Genomic DNA, 17,608 nt, shown 5'->3' with positions numbered 1-17,608 from the left:
CGGGGACGAGCGCCCTCCGGCCGCGGCCTCCTCCGGCTCAGCTGTCGCGGCGGATCCAGCGGAAGCCGAAGCGGCAGGCGACGAGCCCCACGACGAGCCAGATCCCGAGCACCAGCGCGACGCCGCCGAGGTCCCACGACCCGTTCACCTCCGCCTCCTCGAACCCGCTCGGCAGGAACACGGCGCGCATGCCCTGCGCGATCCACTTGAGCGGGAAGACGCTCGCCGTGTTCTGCAGCCAGTCCGGCAGCGTCGTGAACGACAGGTACGACCCCGAGATGAACTGCAGCACGAGCAGCGGCGGCACGATCACGGCGGTCGCGCTCTTGCCCGAGCGGGGCAGCGCGGAGACGGCGATGCCGAGGATGGCCGACGTCGCGACTCCTGCCAGGTAGACCCAGGCGAAGGTCGCCCAGCGCCCGCTGTCGGTGGGCAGCTCGACCGAGAACACCGTCGCCGCGACCAGGAGCAGCAGGGCCGTCTGCGCGAGGCTCGTCACGAGCACCTGGCCGAACTTGCCGATGAAGTAGCTGAAGACCGGCAGCGGGGCTCCCGCGAGGCGCTTGAGCGTGCCGTCGCCGCGCTCGACCGCGATGTCGACGCCGAGGTTCTGGACGCCCGAGAGCAGGATCCCGGCCGCGGCCAGGCCCGGCACGTAGTACTCGGCCATGGGGATGCCCGGGTCCTGCGGGTTCGCCTGCATCACCGCGGTGTCGCCGAACGCGACCGAGAAGATCGTCAGGAGCAGCACCGGGAAGAGGAAGGTGAAGAACACCTGGTCCGGAGCGCGGAAGTACGAGCGGATCTCGTAGCGGGCGCGGGCGAGTCCGAGGCGGACGGTGCGTCCCGGGCCGGTGGAGAGGGTGCGGGGGCGGGTGGCGACGGCGGTCACGCGGGCTCTCCGATCAGGTCGACCGCGTCGCGGTCCTCGCGGATGAGGTCGAGGTAGATGTCCTCGAGGCTGGGGCGGACGACCTCGAGCGCCGTCGGCTCCCCGATCCGGGCGTGCAGCTCGGCGACGGTCCGGGCGGGCTCGGTGGTGCGCAGCCGGTGCAGCACGCCGTCCTCGCGCCACTGCACGATCGGGACGCGCGCCTCGTCCCCTCCGATCGCGCTCATCGGGCCGATGGCCAGGAGCCGCCCGCCGGAGATCACGGCGGCGCGGTCGCCGAGGCGGGCGGCCTCGTCGAGGTAGTGGGTGGTGAGCAGGATGGTCGTGCCCTCGCTCTTGAGCAGGGCGATCAGGTCCCAGAAGGAGTGGCGGGCCTCGGGGTCGAAGCCCGTGGTGGGCTCGTCGAGGAACACCAGCTCGGGGCGGCCGATGATGCCGAGGGCGACGTCGACGCGGCGGCGCTGGCCGCCCGAGAGGCGTCCGATGCGCGAGCGGGCCTTGGACGTCAGCCCGACGGCCTCGATGGTCTCGTCGACGTCGCGCGGTCGCGGATAGAGGCTGGCGAAGTGCGCGATCTGCTCGCGGACCGTCGCGTTGCCGGACTCGCCGCTGGACTGCAGGACGATCCCCAGACGCGCCTTCCATGCCAGGTCGCCGTGGCGCGGGTCGACCCCGAGCACCGACACCTCGCCGCCGGAGCGGTCGCGGTAGCCCTCGAGGATCTCGATGGTCGTCGACTTGCCGGCGCCGTTGGGGCCGAGGAGCGCGAAGGTCTCGCCCCGGTGGATGCCGAAGGAGACTCCCGCGACCGCCGGAGCGCCCCCGTAGTCCTTCCGCAGGTCGCGGACTCGGACGGCGTGGTCTTCGCTCATCGTCACAGCGTGCCCTGTCGCACCCCTCCGGCGACAGTGATCCCCGATTTCCGCCTCCCTCTTGCCCTCCCCGCCCCGAGATGCCAGGCACCCCTCACCTGTCGGACAGGCGCGTCGCAGTACCCGCCGTCACCGTGCGGCACGGTCGAGCGGCGATCGGCGATCCGCGTGTCGGCGGATCGTCATCCGCGCTGCGCATCCCGCTCTCTGCGACGCACCCCCGTCGTCGAGCCGATCGCGGCCGATCGACGACGCAGGAGGAGGGCTAATCGGTGCCGAAGAGCCGCTGCAGGCGGCGCACGCCCTCGAGGAGCGCGTCGTCGCCGAGGGCGTAGGACAGGCGGAGGTAGCCGCTCGGTCCGAAGGCCTCGCCGGGGACGGTGGCGACCTCGGCCTGCTCGAGGATGAGGTCGGCGAGCTCGAGGGAGGTCGTCGGGGTGGTGCCGTTCCACTCGCGGTTCAGGAGCCCGTTCACGTCGGGGTAGACGTAGAACGCGCCGCCGGGGGTGGGGCACTCGATCCCGTCGATCGCGTTCAGCTCGGCGACGATGGTGCGGCGGCGGCGGTCGAAGGCCAGGCGCATCTCCTCGGCCGGCTCCTGCGGGCCGGTGAGGGCGGCGATCGCGGCGCGCTGCGAGATGTTCGAGACGTTGCTCGAGAGGTGCGACTGCAGGTTCGAGGCGCCCTTGATCGCGTCGGCCGGGCCGACCATCCATCCGACGCGCCAGCCGGTCATCGCGTAGGTCTTCGCGACGCCGTTGACGAGGATCGTCCGGTCGCGCAGGGCCGGCACCGCCTCGACGATCGAGGTCGCGTGCTCGAGCGGGCTCGCGTCGTCCTGGTCGCCGGTGGAGTAGACGAGGTTCTGGTAGATCTCGTCGGCGATGATCCAGAGGCCGTGCTCCTCGGCCCACTCGCCGATCTCGCGGGTCTGCTCGGCCGAGTAGACGGCGCCGGTGGGGTTGGAGGGGGAGACGAACAGGAGCACCTTGGTGCGCTCGGTGCGCGCGGCCTCCAGCTGCTCGACCGTGACCAGGTAGCCCTGGTCGGCGCCCGCGAACACGTCCACCTGCACGCCGCCGGCGAGCTTGATCGCCTCGGGGTAGGTGGTCCAGTACGGGGTCGGCACCAGCACCTCGTCGCCGTCGTCGAGGAGGGTCTGGAAGGCCTGGTAGACGGCCTGCTTGCCGCCGTTGGTGACCACGACCTGCGAGGGGTCGACGGCCCATCCGGAGTCGCGCGCCGTCTTCTCCGCGATGGCCGCGCGGAGGTCGGGGAGGCCCGCCGCGGGGGTGTAGCGGTAGTTCCCCGGGTCGAGCACGGCGGCCGAGGCGGCCTCGACGATGTGCTCGGGAGTGAGGAAGTCGGGCTCGCCGGCGGCGTAGGACACGACCGGGCGGCCCTGGGCCTGGAGGGCCTTCGCCTTGGCGTCGACCTTCAGAGTGGCGGACTCGGCGATGGCGGCGATGCGGGCGGAGATGCGCGTGGTGGAGGACACGACGGCCAGCGTATCCTGCGCGCGCACGGGGCTCCGAGGCCCCCCGCCGCTCGGCTGGACACGCCCTGCGGGTCCACGTACACTCGTCCGAGGTAGTCGATCTCTGCCCTCATCCACAGCGCCCGCGAGGGTCGTGGCGGTGGGGCGGCGGGTCGGTCTCCTCCTCGGATGCTCGCAACGGCATCCATAGGGCGGTGGCTCAATTGGTAGAGCAGCGGTCTCCAAAACCGCAGGTTGCAGGTTCGAGCCCTGTCCGCCCTGCACATCGATGCCCGTCGCACGCGGTCCCCGCGACGCTGCGGTCATCGGTCCAGGGCCGCCCATGACGGGCGGTCGGCCACACCGGAGGTTCCGGTGCGGGAAAGGTGCGTGCAGGTGGCCGGGAAAGCAGTCGACGAGCCGAGCGAGGACGTCGTCGCGATCGCCAATCAGCAGCGAGCCGCGCGGCGCAACCCGTTCGCGCGCATCGCCCTCTTCATCCGGCAGGTCATCGCCGAGCTGAAGAAGGTCGTGACGCCCACCCGCAAGGAGCTGGGCAATTACGTCGTGGTCGTGCTGATCTTCGTCGTCATCATGATGGCGCTGGTGTCCTTCCTCGACTGGGTGTTCGCCCTGGCCGTGACGTACGTGTTCGGCACACCCGCCGCCTGACCCGAGAGCATCCGGGCCGCGCGAGCGGAGGGTGCCGGCGACAGCGGGACGCGCCCTGAGGGGCGCGACCGATCGATCGAGAGAGAGTTGTGACGAGTGTCTGACAGAAACCGCGACGACGTCGACTGGGCGACGGCTGCCGAGCAGTCGTCGGAGGTCGAGGAGGAGCAGGAGGGCGACGTCCAGTCGCAGGCTGAGGACGCCGTCGAGCCCGCCGAGCAGGGTGCGCTGAGCATCATCGACGAGAACGAGTCCGAGGACGACCTCGCCTCCGACCTCGAGGCAGCGCTGGACGCCATCGGCTCCGTCGACGACCCCGAGGCCGACTCCGCGGTCGACGAGGCCGCGCACATCGACACCGTCGAGGAGGCCGAAGCGGCCCTCGAGGCCGTCGAGGACGAGGCCGAGGTCGCCGCCGAGGACGCCGAGGCCGCCGGTGAGGACCTCGCCGACATCGACCCGTACGAGGCCTTCCGCACCGAGCTGCGCGGCAAGCCGGGCAAGTGGTACGTCATCCACTCCTACGCCGGCTTCGAGAAGCGCGTGAAGTCCAACATCGAGAACCGCAAGGTCTCGCTCGAGGCCGAGGACTACATCTTCGAGGTCCAGGTCCCGATGGAGGACGTGGTCGAGATCAAGAACGGCCAGCGCAAGATGGTCACCCGCGTGCGCATCCCCGGCTACGTGCTGGTGCGCATGGACCTCAACGAGGACTCGTGGTCGGTCGTCCGCCACACGCCGGGCGTCACCGGCTTCGTGGGCAACGCCCACAACCCGACCCCGCTGCGCTTCGAGGAGGCCTTCACGATGCTGAAGAGCCTCGTCGAGATCAAGGACGTCGCCCCCTCGAAGACCTCCGGCGCGAAGGGCCAGAAGCAGGCCCAGCGCGTGCTGCCCGCCGAGGTCGACTTCGAGATCGGCGAGACCATCACCATCAAGGAGGGCTCGTTCGCGGGTCTTCCCGGCTCGATCAGCGAGATCAAGCCCGAGAGCGGCAAGCTCACCGTGCTCGTCTCGCTCTTCGAGCGCGAGACCCCGGTCGAGCTGTCGTTCGACCAGGTCACCAAGCTCTGACGCGTCGCCTCCGCGCCGCGTGAACGCCCCCTCCGCACGTCGGAGGGGGCGTTCGCCGTTCCGGGCGGCGCCCCCTCCGGCACCGCCCCACGCGCCCCCGGGCGTCGGCCCCTCCTCCGCCCTGTCGGGGGTGGCCCCGCTCGTGTAAGCTCGTACGGGTTTTCGTGTCGGCGCACGCCTCTGTGCGCGCCGGACGACCCTCCTCCACCGCGATCCGGCACCGTCGGATGCGCGGGAGAGCGGCCGGGAGCCCCCGACCGCTCGAACCCTGAGAAAAGGAATCAGAATGGCCCCCAAGAAGAAGGTCACCGGCCTGATCAAGCTCCAGATCAAGGCCGGCGCGGCCAACCCCGCGCCCCCGATCGGTCCGGCGCTCGGTCAGCACGGCGTCAACATCATGGAGTTCTGCAAGGCGTACAACGCGCAGACCGAGTCGCAGCGCGGCAACGTCATCCCCGTCGAGATCACCGTCTACGAGGACCGCTCGTTCACCTTCGTGCTGAAGACCCCGCCCGCGGCGGAGCTCATCAAGAAGGCCGCCGGCGTCGCCAAGGGCTCCTCGACCCCGCACACCGTGAAGGTCGCGAAGCTCACCCAGGCGCAGGTCCGCGAGATCGCCGAGGCGAAGCAGGTCGACCTGAACGCCAACGACATCGACGCCGCCGCGAAGATCATCGCCGGCACCGCCCGCTCGATGGGCATCACGGTCGAGTAGCGCGACGCACTGCTCGACGGCGGGAGCGACGCGCCCACCGGCGCGGACCCACCGCGGAAGCCTCGAGAACCCGACGGCGGCCCCTCAGCGGGGTCGCACGCCCGGTCCGGAAACGCCTCCGCACGACCTCTCCGCCTCCCGCGAGCAGCAGTCACGGCCGCGATCGCGGCACCACTAGAACTCCATCACCCCCGTGGGAGAGCCCGCCAGGCTCTAGAACCACATTCTCGTTTCAAGGAGAAACAACATGGCACAGAAGTCGAAGGCCTACCGGGCCGCCGCGGCCAAGCTCGAAGAGGGCAAGTTCTACACGGCCGACGAGGCCGTCGCGCTCGCCCGCGAGACCGGTTCCGCCAAGTTCAACAGCACCGTCGAGGTCGCCCTCAAGCTCGGTGTCGACCCGCGCAAGGCCGACCAGATGGTCCGCGGCACGGTCATCCTGCCCCACGGCACGGGCAAGACCGCCCGCGTCATCGTGTTCGCGACCGGTCCGGCCGCCGAGGCCGCGCTGGCCGCCGGTGCCGACGAGGTCGGCGGCGCCGAGCTCATCGAGAAGGTCGCGGGCGGGTACACCTCGTTCGACTCCGCCGTCTCGACCCCGGAGCTCATGGGCCAGGTCGGCCGTCTCGGAAAGGTGCTCGGCCCCCGCGGCCTCATGCCCAACCCGAAGACCGGCACCGTGACCCCGGACGTGGCGAAGGCCGTGACCGAGATCAAGGGCGGAAAGATCGAGTTCCGCGTCGACAAGCACGCCAACGTGCACCTCGTCGTGGGCAAGGCCGCGTTCTCCGAGGAGCAGCTCCAGGAGAACTTCAAGACCGCGCTCGACGAGATCCTCCGCCTCAAGCCGTCCTCCTCGAAGGGCCGCTACATCCAGAAGGCCGCCGTCTCGACGACCTTCGGCCCCGGCATCCCGCTGGACGTCAACGTCCTGGCCTGAGCCGGGCACGCACTGACGTGAGGAGGGGGTCCGCTTCGGCGGGCCCCCTCCTTCGTCGTCCCGGCATACTGGACCGGTGATCCGCCGCTCCGCTCCGCCGCGCCTCCCGTGACCGTCCGCCGCGCGTCTGCCGCCGATGCCGAGGCCCTTGCCGAGCTGGCCGCCGCGACCTTCCCGCTGGCCTGCCCGCCGCACACCACCGCGGAGGCGAAGGCCGAGTTCGTGCGCACCGTGCTCTCGGTCGAGCGCTTCCGCGACCACCTCGCCGATCCGCTCCGCTCGCTCCTGGTCGACGACGACTCCGGCGCGCTGACCGGCTACGCGATGCTCGTGCGCGGAGAGCCCGCCGACGCCGACGTCGTCGCGGCGATCCGGCTGCGTCCGACCGTCGAGCTCAGCAAGTTCTACCTCCTGCCCGGCCGGCACGGCTCCGGAGCGGCGGCCGCGCTGATGGCCGCGACCCTCGAGGAGGCGCTGGATCACGGTGCCGCGGGCGTCTGGCTCGGCGTCAACGAGGAGAACGCGCGTGCTCAGCGGTTCTACTCCAAGCACGGCTTCGCGGTCGTCGGCCGCAAGCGCTTCCTCGTCGGCGACCGCTGGGAGGACGACTTCGTCCTCGAGCGCTCTCTCGCCTGACCCTCCCCGCGAGACGCCACCCGAGTACGCGATCCGCTCCGCGTGGCGTATCCGAGTGGCCTCTCGCCGAGGTCAGCCCTCGGAGACGGTGAGGACGATCTTGCCGCGGGTGTGGCCCGTCTCGAGCTGCTCGTGCGCCTCGCAGGCGCGGGCGAGGGGGAAGATGCCGTCGATGAAGACGCGGACGTCGCCCGACTCGAGAAGGCGCGAGACCACGCCGAGGGTCGCCCCGTCGGGAGCGACGCGGTAGGTGGAGGCGCGGACGCCCGCAGCGGCCGCCTCCTCGAAGAACCCGGGCCAGCTCCCGGTGGGCGCGTTCACGATCAGGCCCCCGGGGCGGAGGACCCTCAGCGAGCGCGAGCCCGTGTCGTCGTGGACGTTGCCGACCAGATCGATGACCACGTCGACGCCGGACAGCAGCTCGTCGAAGCGCTCGGCGGTGTGGTCGATCACCTGCGCGGCGCCGAGCTCGTGCAGCCACTGCAGGTTGCGGGTCGAGCCGGTCGCGATCACCGAGGCGCCGAAGTAGGCGGCGAACTGCACCGCGAAGTGGCCGACTCCGCCCGACCCGGCGTGGATGAGGATCCGCTGACCCTCGTGCGCCTTGGCGAGCTCGACGACCATGCCCCAGGCGGTGAGCGCCGCGAGCGGGACGCCGGCCGCTTCGACGTGGGAGAGCGTCGACGGCTTCCGCGCGATGGAGACGCTCGGCACGCTGACGTACTCCGCGTAGGAGCCCGAGTAGCGCGGCACCATGACGAAGCCGTAGACCTCGTCGCCCGGCCGCAGCGGATGCGCCGGGTAGGGGCTCGAGACGACGACGCCCGAGAAGTCGTGGCCGAGGACCGCCGGGTAGGAGGCGATCTGCGAGGCGACCCCCTGGCCCGCGCGCGTCTTCGCGTCGAGCGGGTTCACGCCGGCCGCGACCACCTTCACGGTGAACTCGGCGTTGATGGCGGAGGGTGTCGGCACGGTCGCCAGGTGCAGGGCGGAGGCGTCGCCCGGCGCGTCGATCACCGCCGCCGTCATCGTGTCGGGGAGGACGACCTCCTCCGGGATCTCGCCGATCGCGAGGCCGTGCCCGAGCGCGCTGGTGTGCATCGTCGCCTTTCCTGTCGCTGAGGCGTGCGGGTGGAGCGTGCCGAGGACGTCGCCCCCGATCCCCGCATCCGACGCCGCGACCAGTCAATCGAGGCAATGAGTCGGCGCTGTTACGGGGGTGTCACCCTCGGGAGAAGATTGGCGCGCGGAGCCGCGGGCGCCCGGTCTGGCACGATGAGGGGATGCGACGCCGACGTACCCTGCTAGTCGGCGGTGCCCTCCTTGTCCTGGCCGGGCTCGTGGTCCTCCTGGCCGCCCGGATCAGCATCGGCACCAGCCGCTGGGTCTACGTCAGCGAGATGGGCGCGCCGGACCTGCCGACGGCGGGCGCCTTCGAGGCCGCTCTTCTGCTCGTGGCGGCCGGCGGCGCGCTGATCGCCGCGGGCGCCTGGCCGGTGCGCGCCCGCCTGCTCCCCGCCCTCCGCCCGGCGGGCGCGATCCTCCTGGCGGCCGCCTGCTTCGCGCTCGCCTCGCAGGTGACCTGCACGGCGGGCTGCCCGCTGCCGGTCGGGCCGGCCTTCCGCTGGCAGGACCTCATCCACACCTCGGCCGCCGTCCTCGGCTTCGGGGCCGCCTGCGCCGCGATGCTCCAGCTGGCGACCGTGCGGGGGCGCCCTGCGGTCGCGCGGCTCTCGCTCGCCGCCGGGATCTCGGTGGCGGTCGTCGCCGGGACGGGCGGGATCCTGTCGCTCCTGCGCGTGTGGCTGCGGCTCGGCGGCACGCTCGAGTTCGTGGCGACGGCGATCGCAGTGCTCTGGCTCGCGTTCGTCGGCCTGGTGCTCGCGCTCGAGGACCTCAGCGGTGAGCGAGCCAGCCGCGGACGTGCCCGCGGATCCGGTCCTGCTGAGCGGCGAAGCCCTCGTCCCGCGACGGCACCCGCTCGCAGTCCGCATCCGGAAGAGCCCTAGCCCACGCCTCCGCGACCTCGACCGGGTGCACGGGGTCGCGCTCGGCCGCGATCACCAGTGTGCGCGCGATGACCTCGCCCAGCTCTCCGGAGTCTCGGTAGGCGGCGTTCCGCGGGATCTGGGCGAGCCGGACGGCGCGCTCGGCCGCGCGCGGGGAGCGGAACTGCAGCGTCAGCGCCTCCGCCGACGCGGGGGACACCTCGGCGGCGCGCGCGAACAGGCCCGAGGCGCGGAACATCCGCTCGCCGCGCTTCGCGCCGTGGTCGTGCAGCAGCTGCGCGATGACGGGGAACACGGTGAGGTTCTCGGGCAGCGGCTCGGCGGTGAAGGCGGGACGCACGAAGACGGCGCGGTCGATCGGCAGCACGCGTCTGACCGCGAGGCGCAGGGCGATCGCCGCGCCCATCGAGATGCCGAGCACCGTGAGCGGCTTGTGCGCGGCTCCGGCGCGCACGACCTCCTCCGTCACCTCGTCGGCGAGCGCCTCGAGGGCGAAGTCGCCGGGCGCGCCGAGCAGCTCGGAGGCGCCGTGGGCGCGGACGTCCGGAGCGATGACCTCGCTGCCGGCGGGGAGGGCGGAGCGCAGCAGCCCCAGCGGCTGGGAGCGGTCGCCGCCCAGGCCGTGCAGGAGGAGGACCGTCACCGGGCGCGCGTCCGCTCGTGCAGCTCGGCCATCAGCATCCCCGCCAGGCGGACGAGGATGTGGATCTCGTCCTCGTCGCGGTCGACCCAGCGGGAGTTCGGCTCGCCCTCGATCGGCACGAAGTCGCGGTGCTGCTCCCAGACGACGAGCGTGCGCTCGGCGCCGAGGACGTACTGCTGCCAGAAGACCTGCCGCAGGTAGTGGCGCGGGATGCTCCGCCACGGCTTCGTCGTGGTCTTGATCTCGCAGAGCTCGAGCCGGCCGTCCTCGCGGAGGCCGATGCCGTCGGGCGTGGCGAGGTGGCGCCGCTCCTGGCTCGCGTGGAAGAGGGTGCTGCTGGGCTCGATCGCGTGCTCGCTCCGCACCCAGGCGGCGATCTCGGGCTCGCGGGCGCGGCCGTGGTCGGTGAAGGAGTTGCCGCCGAAGCCGGTGCCGTAGAGCTTGTCGAGCGCTGCCTTGCCGATCGCGGCGGGGGAGGAGAGGCGGGCGACGTCGGTCGCCGTGATGCCGCGCGAGCGGGCGCGGAGCCAGGCGACGCGGTCCGAGGAGTCGGCGACGACCCTCCGGAGGTGCGGGGGCTCGGCGTCCGTGAAGACGGGCTGCGTCTCCCAGGGGAAGGAGAGCTGCAGGTCGGGCACCGATTCATTCTCTGCCCCCTGCGGCGCCCGGTCGAATCGGCACGCCGACCCGCGGCGTCTCACCGGGGCGCGACGGCTCGCGCCGGCGGCTCAGGCGTCGAGGAAGGCGTCGACGTGCGCGGGGGAGAGGAGGTGGCGCCGGACCATCAGGGCGGCACCGCGGACGCCTCCGCCCTGGGCCGCGGCCTGCACGATGTCGAGCGCGCGGGTCGCCAGGGGGAGGGAGCGGCGGTAGACGACCTCGCGGACCCCGGCGAGGACCTCGTGGCTGGCCTGGGCGATGCTGCCGCCGACGACGATGACGGACGGGTTCAGGAGGTTCACGCAGGTGGCGAGCACCTCGCCGATGTCGCGGCCCGCGGCGCGCGTGAGCTCGACGGTGGTGGGGTCCCCGCCGGTCAGCAGGGTGACGACGTCGGAGGTGCTGGCGGCGTCGATCCCGGACTCGGTCAGGCGGCGGGCGATCGCCGAGCCGCTCGCGATCGCCTCGAGGTCGGCCTCGCCGCGGTCGCCGGGGACCTGCACGTGGCCCAGGTCTCCCGCCGCTCCGAGGGCTCCGCGCTGCAGGGCGCCGCCGCTGACGATCCCGGCTCCGATGCCGGTGGAGACCTTCACGTAGAGGAGGTCGTCGACGTCGGCGTAGTGGTCGGCGTGCTCGCCGAGCGCCAGCAGGTTCACGTCGTTGTCGACGAGGACGGGCACGGGGAGGCGGCGGCCGACGAACTCCGGGATGTCGAAGCGGTCCCAGCCGGGCATGATCGGCGGCTTCACCGGGCGGCCCGTCGCGTGCTCGACGGGTCCGGGAACGCCGACGCCGACTCCCGCGAGCGGGCCCGCCGCCGGAGTCCGGCCGAGCAGGGCCGCGGCGACGTCGAGGGCGTGGCCGAGGACGGCGAGGGGGCCGTCGGCGATGGCGATGCTCTCGCGGCGGCGGGCGAGGACCGTGCCGTCGAGGTCGGTCAGGGCGACGACGGCGTGCGCGGCGCCCAGGTCGACGGCGAGGAGGCTGCGCGCCCGGGGGTCGAAGGCCACGCGGGCGGCGGGGCGGCCTCCGGAGGAGGGGGCGTCGTCCTGCCGGGCGACCAGGCCGGAGGCGGTGAGGACGTCGAGCTGGGCGGAGACGGCCGCGCGCGGCAGGCCCGTCTCGGCGACCACGTCGGCCCGCGTCCGGGGCGCCCCGTCGGCCAGCAGGAGCAGCAGCTCGCCGACCGCGCTGACGGTGATGCGGCGGCGCGGGGACATGGCCAGAGTCAACCACAGCGCCCGTGCTTCTGTGCGGCGGGCGCCCGACTTGGCGGGCGCGCAGGGCTAGTTTTGCTTGTCCGTGAGCAAAAGTCCGCGTAGGGTTCGAGGCACACCTTCCGATGCGATCAGGAGCCCCACCGGTGGCCACACCCCCAGACCTCTCTGTCCAGCTGTACTCGGTGCGCGAGCCGCTCGCGGCCGATCTGCCCGCCACCCTCGACCGCCTCGCGGCGATCGGCTTCACCACGGTCGAGCTCTTCGGGTTCGTCGACCTGGCCGACGCCTACCGCGCGGCGCTCCCGGCCAGCGGACTGCGCGCTCCCAGCGCCCACGCGCGCCTCCTCGGCCCGCAGGGCGACGCCACCGTCGACGAGATCCTCGACACGGCCGCCTCGCTCGGCGTCGAGACCGTGATCGACCCCTTCGTCGACCCGACCCGCTGGACCACCGCGGACGACGTCGCCCGCATCGCCGACGAGCTGAACGCGCTGGTCGACTCCGCCACCGCCCGCGGCCTGGTGCTCGGCTACCACAACCACGCCTTCGAGTTCGAGAACCGCGTCGACGGCCGCAGCGCCTTCGAGCACCTCGCGGGCCTGCTCGACCCGCGCATGGTCCTCGAGCTCGACACCTACTGGGCGGCCGTCGGCGGCGACGACCCGGTCGAGGTGCTCGGACGCCTCGGCGACCAGGTGCGCTTCCTGCACGTGAAGGACGGCCCGATCTCGGCCGACACCCAGGAGCAGCTGCCCGCGGGCGAGGGCGCGATGGACGTCCCGGCGATCCTCGCCGCCGCTCCGCAGGCCCTGCCCGTGCTGGAGTTCGACGCCTACGCCGGCGACATCTTCGAGGGCCTGGAGTCGGCCCACCGCTACGTCTCGGGGCTCGGCGCATGAGCGGCACCGGCCGCGTGGGCGTCGGCGTCATCGGCGCCGGCAACATCAGCACCCAGTACCTGACCAACCTCACCGTCTTCCCCGACCTCGAGGTGCTCTTCGTCGCCGACATCGACCTCGAGCGAGCGAGGACCCAGGCCGAGGCCTTCGGCGTCCCCGCCTCCGGCACCGTCGAGGAGCTCCTCGCGCACGAGGGCATCGAGATCGTCGTGAACCTCACGATCCCGGCCGCGCACGTCGAGGTCGCGCGTCGCGCGGTCGAGGCGGGCAAGCACGTGTGGACCGAGAAGCCCTTCTCGCTCGACCGCGACAGCGGGATCGAGCTGCTCGCGCTGGCGAAGGACAAGGGGCTGCGCGTCGCGACCGCTCCCGACACCTTCCTGGGCGCGGGCCTCCAGACGGCGCAGCGCGTGATCGAGAGCGGAGCAATCGGCACGCCGCTCTCCGCCCTCACCCTCTTTCAGGGCCCCGGCCCCGAGTCGTGGCACCCGAACCCGGAGTTCTTCTTCGCCGAGGGCGGCGGACCGCTGCTGGACATGGGCCCGTACTACATCACCACGCTCGTGCAGAACCTCGGCCCCGTCGAGAGCGTCACCGCCGTCTCGTCCCAGGCCCGCGCCACCCGCGTGGTGGGCTCCGGCCCGAAGGAGGGCACCGAGTTCCCGGTGACCATCCCGACGCACATCGGCGGGCTGCTCCGCTTCGAGTCCGGGGCCTCGGCCCAGGGGGTGTGGAGCTTCGAGTCGAGCCTGCCGCGCACCGGCTTCGTCGAGATCAACGGCTCCGAGGGCACCCTCGTCCTCCCCGACCCGAACCAGCACGACGGAGAGATCACCCTGCACCGCCGCGGGTCCGCCGAGCCGGAGGTCATCGCGGCGACCGGCTCGACCGCCTCCCGCGGCACCGGCGTGCTCGAGCTCGCCCGCGCGATCCGGGCCGACCGCCCCGAGGCCGCCTCCGGAGACCTCGCGTACCACGTCACCGACGTGATGCTCTCGCTCCTCGAGGCCGCCGAGACCGGCGAGAAGGTCCTCGTCACGAGCTCCGTGACGCCCTGCCCCGCACTGCCCGAGAGCTGGGACCCGACCGAAGCGACCCTCTCCTGATGCCCGCGCCCCTGCGCGTCGGCGTGCTCGGCGGCGGCTTCATGGCGGCCGTGCACAGCCGCGCGGCCCGCAGCGCCGGAGCGGTGCTCGCCGGAGTCGCCTCCTCCACCCCGGAGAAGGGCGCGCGGGCGGCGGCCGAGCTCGGCGTCGAGCGCGCCTACCCGGACGCCCGGGCCCTGATCGAGGACGAGAGCATCGACCTCGTGCACGTCTGCACCCCGAACGCCACGCACGCCGCACTCGCGCTCGCGGCGATCGAAGCGGGCAAGCACGTGGTCTGCGAGAAGCCGCTCGCCGCGACGCTGCGGGAGGCGGAGTCGCTCGCTGCGGCTGCGTCCTCCGCCGGCGTGGTGGCGACCGTCCCGTTCGCCTACCGCTTCCACCCGATGGTGCGCGAGGCCCGTGCCCGCGTCGCCTCCGGCGAGACCGGCCGTCTGGTCACGGTCCGCGGGAGCTACCTCCAGGACTGGCTGCTGGGCGCCTCCGACGACAACTGGCGCGTCGACCCGGCCGCCGGCGGCCGCTCGCGCGCCTTCGGCGACATCGGCTCGCACCTGGTCGACCTGCTGGAGTTCGTCACCGGCGACCGGATCGACTCGCTCGCCGCGATCACGAGCACCGTCCACGCCGAGCGCGGCGGCCGCCCGGTGAGCACCGAGGACGTGGCCGGCCTGATCGTCCGGCTCGAGGGCGGCGCCGTCGGCACGCTCCTCGTCTCGCAGGTCACCGCGGGCCACCGCAACGAGCTGGTGCTCGAGGTGTCCGGGCTGGAGGAGTCGCTGCGCTTCGAGCAGGAGCTCCCCGAGACGCTGTGGGTCGGCCGGCGCGACAGCGCCCTCCTGGTGCCGCGCGACGCCTCGATCCTCGCGCCCGATGCGGCCCGGCTCTCGATCGTGCCGAGCGGTCATCCGATGGGCTACCAGGACGCCTTCACAGCGTTCGCCCGCGACACCTACGCCGCCGTGGCGGGCACCGACGTGGAGGGTCTGCCGACCTTCGCCGACGGCCTCCGCGCGGCGCGCATCACCGAGGCCGTGCTCGACGCGGCCGAGACAGGCGCCTGGGTGACCGTGCCCGCCGCCGACGACCGGACGGAGATCGCCGCATGAGCGACCAGAAGACCTACCCCGCCACCCACCCCGTGACGCTGTTCACCGGGCAGTGGGCCGACCTGCCCTTCGAGGAGGTCGCCCGCCTCGCCGCCGAGTGGGGCTACGACGGACTCGAGATCGCGGCCTCGGGCGACCACCTCGACCTCAAGCGCGCGGACGAGGACGACGCCTACGCCGCCTCGCGCCTGGAGATCCTCGACCGCTACGGCCTCGAGGTCTTCGCCATCTCGAACCACCTCACCGGCCAGGCCGTCTGCGACGACCCGATCGACTTCCGCCACAAGGCACTCGTGCGCGACTACACCTGGGGCGACGGCGACGCGGAGGGGGTGCGGCAGCGCGCCGCCGAGGACATGAAGCGCTCGGCGCGGGTCGCCCGCAAGCTCGGTGTGAACGTGGTCGTCGGCTTCACCGGCTCGAAGATCTGGCCCTACGTGGCGCAGTTCCCGCCGGTGCCGGCCTCCGTCATCGACGAGGGGTACGAGGACTTCGCGACGCGCTGGAACCCGATCCTCGACGAGTTCGACGCGAACGGCGTGGTCTACGCGCACGAGGTGCACCCGTCCGAGATCGCCTACGACTACTGGTCGAGCGTGCGCACCCTCGAGGCGATCGGGCACCGCCCGGCCTTCGGCTTCAACTGGGATCCGTCGCACATGATGTGGCAGGACATCGACCCGGTCGGCTTCATCGTCGACTTCAAGGACCGGATCTACCACGTCGACTGCAAGGACACCCGCCTGCGCCCGAAGAACGGCCGCGCCGGCGTGCTCGGCTCGCACCTGCCGTGGGGCGACCCGCGCCGCGGCTGGGACTTCGTCTCGACGGGGCACGGCGACGTCCCGTGGGAGGACGCGTTCCGGGCGCTGGAGTCGATCGGCTACTCCGGCCCGATCTCCATCGAGTGGGAGGACGCCGGGATGGACCGCCTCCACGGCGCGAAGGAGGCCGTCGGCTTCATCCGCTCGCTGCTCTGGAGGACCCCGACCGCGTCGTTCGACGCCGCGTTCTCGAACCAGTAGCCGCGCGGCTCCCCTTGGCGGGATCCCGCTCCGGTCCGCAGGCCACGTCGCCCGCGCCGGATCGGGGTCCTGCAGGCGGGAGAGCGATCAGTCGGCGGCCTTGGCGGCGCGCTCGGACTTGATGCGGGCCTGCTCGCGGCGGACCTCCGCGTAGCGGTTCTGCTCGACGCGCAGCCACTCGGGGACCTCGTCGAGCAGGGCCTGGATCTCGGGAGTGGTCAGCGCCTCGGTGACGCCGCCGCGGGCGAGCCCCGAGATGGAGACGTTCAGCCGGGAGGCGATGACGGAGCGGGGGTGCGGCCCCTCCTCGCGCAGCTGCACGAGCCAGGCGGGCGGGTTCGCGGCGAGCTCGTCGTACTGCTCGCGCGTGATCGCCGACTCCTGGAACTCCTCCGGGGTCGCGGGCAGGTAGACCTGCAGCTTCTTCGCCGCGGTCGCAGCCTTCATCGTCTGTGTCGCCTTGGCCATGCGGCAACCCTACCGGCGCGGCGCGGACCACCTACCCTGAGGGGATGAGCGAGCAGCCCGAGACCGTCGACCCGCAGGCCGCTCCCGAGGCGGAGGGGCGTCCGGAGGGCGGGGCGGACGCGACGGCGGACGACGCGTCGGCCGGATCGGGTGCGGTCGGCGCCGGAGCCGGAACCGAGTCGGACGACACGGACGGCGCCTCCGAGGACGGCGACTCCGACGACCTCGACTCCGAGGACAGCGACGCCGGGGACAGCGATGTCGACGACGCCGACTCCGACGACGCCGACTCCGACGCCGAGGACGCCGTCCCCGCCGGCCCCGTGCTCGCCGTCGCCCTCGTGCCCGGCGTCACCCCCACCAAGTGGACCCGCGTCTGGGGCCAGCGCCGCTCCGATCTCCCGCTGCGCATCACCGTCGTCGCCGAGCGCGATCAGGAGCAGGCGCTGCTCGACGGCCGCGCGCAGCTGTCGTTCGTCCGCGGCGACGTCTCCTCCTCCGCCCTCAGCTCCATCCACCTCTACGACGAGCAGCCCGTCGCCGTCGTCGGCCGCGAGCACGTCCTGGCCGCCGCGGAGGAGCTCGACGTCGCGGAGCTGGCCGGCGAGCACCTCCTCCAGGACCCGGAGGACGTGCCGGAGTGGGCCGCGGTCGCCGAGGAGATCGCGGACGGCTCGCGGCGCCCGCTGCCGCGCATGGCCGGCCTCGACGACGCGGTCGAGCAGGTCGCGGCCGGCGTGGGCGTTCTGATCGTGCCGCAGTCGGTGGCGCGCGTGCACAGCCGCAAGGACGTGACCGCAGTGCCGGTGACCGGCGTCGCTCCCTCCTCCGTCCGCCTCGCCTGGGTGACGGACGACAAGGGCGACGACGTCGAGGACTTCATCGGAGTCGTCCGCGGCCGCAGCGCGAACACCACGCGCGGAACCGCCGCGACGCCGAAGGTCGAGTCGCGGGCGAAGGCCGCCAAGGCGAAGGCGCGGGAGGCGCGCGAGAAGGCGGAGAGGGCCGGCGGCGGCAAGAAGAAGCCGGCCCGCGCCAAGGCGTCCGCGCCGGCGGTGCGGCGCACCCGCAAGCCCCGCGGCCGCTGACCGTGGCCGACGACGCCGACTGGTCGCTCCGCCCCGCCACCGCGGAGGACGCCGCGGCGATCGCCGAGCTGCGCGCGGTCGTCATGCGCCCGTCGCTCGAGAC

The 17,608-nt window shown here is 72.8% G+C and carries 19 protein-coding genes and 1 tRNA gene; 12 read left to right on the top strand and 8 right to left on the bottom strand.

The window, feature by feature from the left end:
* Positions 1–37: 37 nt before the first annotated feature.
* The 3 genes from C5D04_RS18680 to C5D04_RS10635 all read right to left on the bottom strand — a co-directional run bounded on the left by C5D04_RS18680 (position 38) and on the right by C5D04_RS10635 (position 3,271).
* Positions 38–892, bottom strand: coding sequence for an ABC transporter permease (locus tag C5D04_RS18680; protein ID WP_104223629.1), 855 nt, complete (start codon positions 890–892; stop codon positions 38–40).
* Positions 889–1,764, bottom strand: a complete 876-nt coding sequence (locus tag C5D04_RS18675; protein ID WP_104347678.1) for an ABC transporter ATP-binding protein — start codon at positions 1,762–1,764, stop codon at positions 889–891. Before C5D04_RS18675 ends, C5D04_RS18680 begins: the two co-directional genes overlap by 4 nt.
* A gap of 265 nt (positions 1,765–2,029) precedes the next feature.
* Positions 2,030–3,271 (bottom strand): pyridoxal phosphate-dependent aminotransferase, encoded by a 1,242-nt coding sequence (locus C5D04_RS10635; protein WP_374953143.1) that lies wholly within the window; start codon positions 3,269–3,271, stop codon positions 2,030–2,032.
* Between the two features lie 179 nt (positions 3,272–3,450).
* Here C5D04_RS10635 and C5D04_RS10630 point away from each other — a divergent pair.
* The 6 genes from C5D04_RS10630 (at position 3,451) to C5D04_RS10605 (ending at position 7,278) form a co-directional block, all read left to right on the top strand.
* Positions 3,451–3,523, top strand: a tRNA-Trp gene (locus C5D04_RS10630).
* Positions 3,524–3,637: 114 nt separating this feature from the next.
* Complete coding sequence (gene secE / locus C5D04_RS10625; protein WP_068208793.1) at positions 3,638–3,913, top strand: preprotein translocase subunit SecE; 276 nt, start codon at positions 3,638–3,640, stop codon at positions 3,911–3,913.
* Positions 3,914–4,009: 96 nt separating this feature from the next.
* Positions 4,010–4,987: a transcription termination/antitermination protein NusG gene (gene nusG, locus C5D04_RS10620; RefSeq protein WP_104234235.1), complete on the top strand. Its 978-nt coding sequence runs from the start codon at positions 4,010–4,012 to the stop codon at positions 4,985–4,987.
* A gap of 286 nt (positions 4,988–5,273) precedes the next feature.
* Positions 5,274–5,702, top strand: a complete 429-nt coding sequence (rplK, locus tag C5D04_RS10615; protein WP_104223632.1) for a 50S ribosomal protein L11 — start codon at positions 5,274–5,276, stop codon at positions 5,700–5,702.
* Between the two features lie 247 nt (positions 5,703–5,949).
* Positions 5,950–6,642 carry a 50S ribosomal protein L1 gene (rplA, locus tag C5D04_RS10610; protein ID WP_104257179.1) on the top strand — a complete coding sequence of 231 codons (693 nt, stop codon included), beginning with the start codon at positions 5,950–5,952 and terminating at the stop codon, positions 6,640–6,642.
* A gap of 108 nt (positions 6,643–6,750) precedes the next feature.
* Positions 6,751–7,278 (top strand): GNAT family N-acetyltransferase, encoded by a 528-nt coding sequence (locus tag C5D04_RS10605; RefSeq protein ID WP_104249802.1) that lies wholly within the window; start codon positions 6,751–6,753, stop codon positions 7,276–7,278.
* Positions 7,279–7,350: 72 nt separating this feature from the next.
* Here C5D04_RS10605 and C5D04_RS10600 read toward each other — a convergent pair whose 3' ends face one another.
* Entirely contained in the window at positions 7,351–8,379 is a 1,029-nt protein-coding gene (locus C5D04_RS10600) for an NADP-dependent oxidoreductase (RefSeq protein ID WP_374952914.1), read from the bottom strand.
* Positions 8,380–8,561: 182 nt separating this feature from the next.
* Here C5D04_RS10600 and C5D04_RS10595 point away from each other — a divergent pair, with 182 nt between their 5' ends.
* Positions 8,562–9,287, top strand: a complete 726-nt coding sequence (locus C5D04_RS10595; RefSeq protein WP_104234233.1) for a DUF998 domain-containing protein — start codon at positions 8,562–8,564, stop codon at positions 9,285–9,287.
* On the opposite strand, the gene C5D04_RS10590 is transcribed toward C5D04_RS10595, so the two are convergent.
* From C5D04_RS10590 to C5D04_RS10585, 3 genes are all read right to left on the bottom strand, one after another.
* On the bottom strand, positions 9,175–9,930 hold the full coding sequence (locus tag C5D04_RS10590) for an alpha/beta fold hydrolase (RefSeq protein ID WP_181067859.1): 756 nt from the start codon (positions 9,928–9,930) through the stop codon (positions 9,175–9,177). The two genes, C5D04_RS10595 and C5D04_RS10590, sit on opposite strands and share 113 nt — an antisense overlap.
* Positions 9,927–10,559, bottom strand: a complete 633-nt coding sequence (locus C5D04_RS17965; RefSeq protein WP_146087860.1) for a YqaJ viral recombinase family protein — start codon at positions 10,557–10,559, stop codon at positions 9,927–9,929. The genes C5D04_RS10590 and C5D04_RS17965 overlap by 4 nt, the downstream gene beginning before the upstream one ends.
* 99 nt (positions 10,560–10,658) lie before the next feature.
* Positions 10,659–11,810 carry an ROK family transcriptional regulator gene (locus tag C5D04_RS10585; protein ID WP_104223637.1) on the bottom strand — a complete coding sequence of 384 codons (1,152 nt, stop codon included), beginning with the start codon at positions 11,808–11,810 and terminating at the stop codon, positions 10,659–10,661.
* A gap of 143 nt (positions 11,811–11,953) precedes the next feature.
* Here C5D04_RS10585 and C5D04_RS10580 point away from each other — a divergent pair, with 143 nt between their 5' ends.
* The 4 genes from C5D04_RS10580 to C5D04_RS10565 are packed head-to-tail and all read left to right on the top strand — an operon-like array spanning position 11,954 to position 15,949.
* The gene (locus C5D04_RS10580) at positions 11,954–12,709 is read left to right on the top strand and encodes a sugar phosphate isomerase/epimerase (RefSeq protein ID WP_258068889.1); all 756 of its coding nucleotides are present in this window, start codon (positions 11,954–11,956) and stop codon (positions 12,707–12,709) included.
* Positions 12,706–13,815, top strand: a complete 1,110-nt coding sequence (locus tag C5D04_RS10575; protein WP_104347667.1) for a Gfo/Idh/MocA family protein — start codon at positions 12,706–12,708, stop codon at positions 13,813–13,815. The genes C5D04_RS10580 and C5D04_RS10575 overlap by 4 nt, the downstream gene beginning before the upstream one ends.
* Positions 13,815–14,924 (top strand): Gfo/Idh/MocA family protein, encoded by a 1,110-nt coding sequence (locus tag C5D04_RS10570; RefSeq protein WP_104347666.1) that lies wholly within the window; start codon positions 13,815–13,817, stop codon positions 14,922–14,924. Before C5D04_RS10575 ends, C5D04_RS10570 begins: the two co-directional genes overlap by 1 nt.
* Positions 14,921–15,949, top strand: coding sequence for a sugar phosphate isomerase/epimerase (locus C5D04_RS10565; RefSeq protein ID WP_181137696.1), 1,029 nt, complete (start codon positions 14,921–14,923; stop codon positions 15,947–15,949). Before C5D04_RS10570 ends, C5D04_RS10565 begins: the two co-directional genes overlap by 4 nt.
* 87 nt (positions 15,950–16,036) lie before the next feature.
* On the opposite strand, the gene C5D04_RS10560 is transcribed toward C5D04_RS10565, so the two are convergent.
* Complete coding sequence (locus C5D04_RS10560) at positions 16,037–16,417, bottom strand: DUF5997 family protein (RefSeq protein WP_104223641.1); 381 nt, start codon at positions 16,415–16,417, stop codon at positions 16,037–16,039.
* Between the two features lie 44 nt (positions 16,418–16,461).
* Here C5D04_RS10560 and C5D04_RS10555 point away from each other — a divergent pair, with 44 nt between their 5' ends.
* Positions 16,462–17,505, top strand: coding sequence for a LysR substrate-binding domain-containing protein (locus tag C5D04_RS10555; protein ID WP_104292419.1), 1,044 nt, complete (start codon positions 16,462–16,464; stop codon positions 17,503–17,505).
* Positions 17,506–17,608: the final 103 nt, after the last annotated feature.

Source organism: Rathayibacter sp. AY1D2, from assembly GCF_002932695.1.
GTDB lineage: Bacteria > Actinomycetota > Actinomycetes > Actinomycetales > Microbacteriaceae > Rathayibacter.
This window is presented reverse-complemented; position numbering and strand designations above follow the sequence as displayed.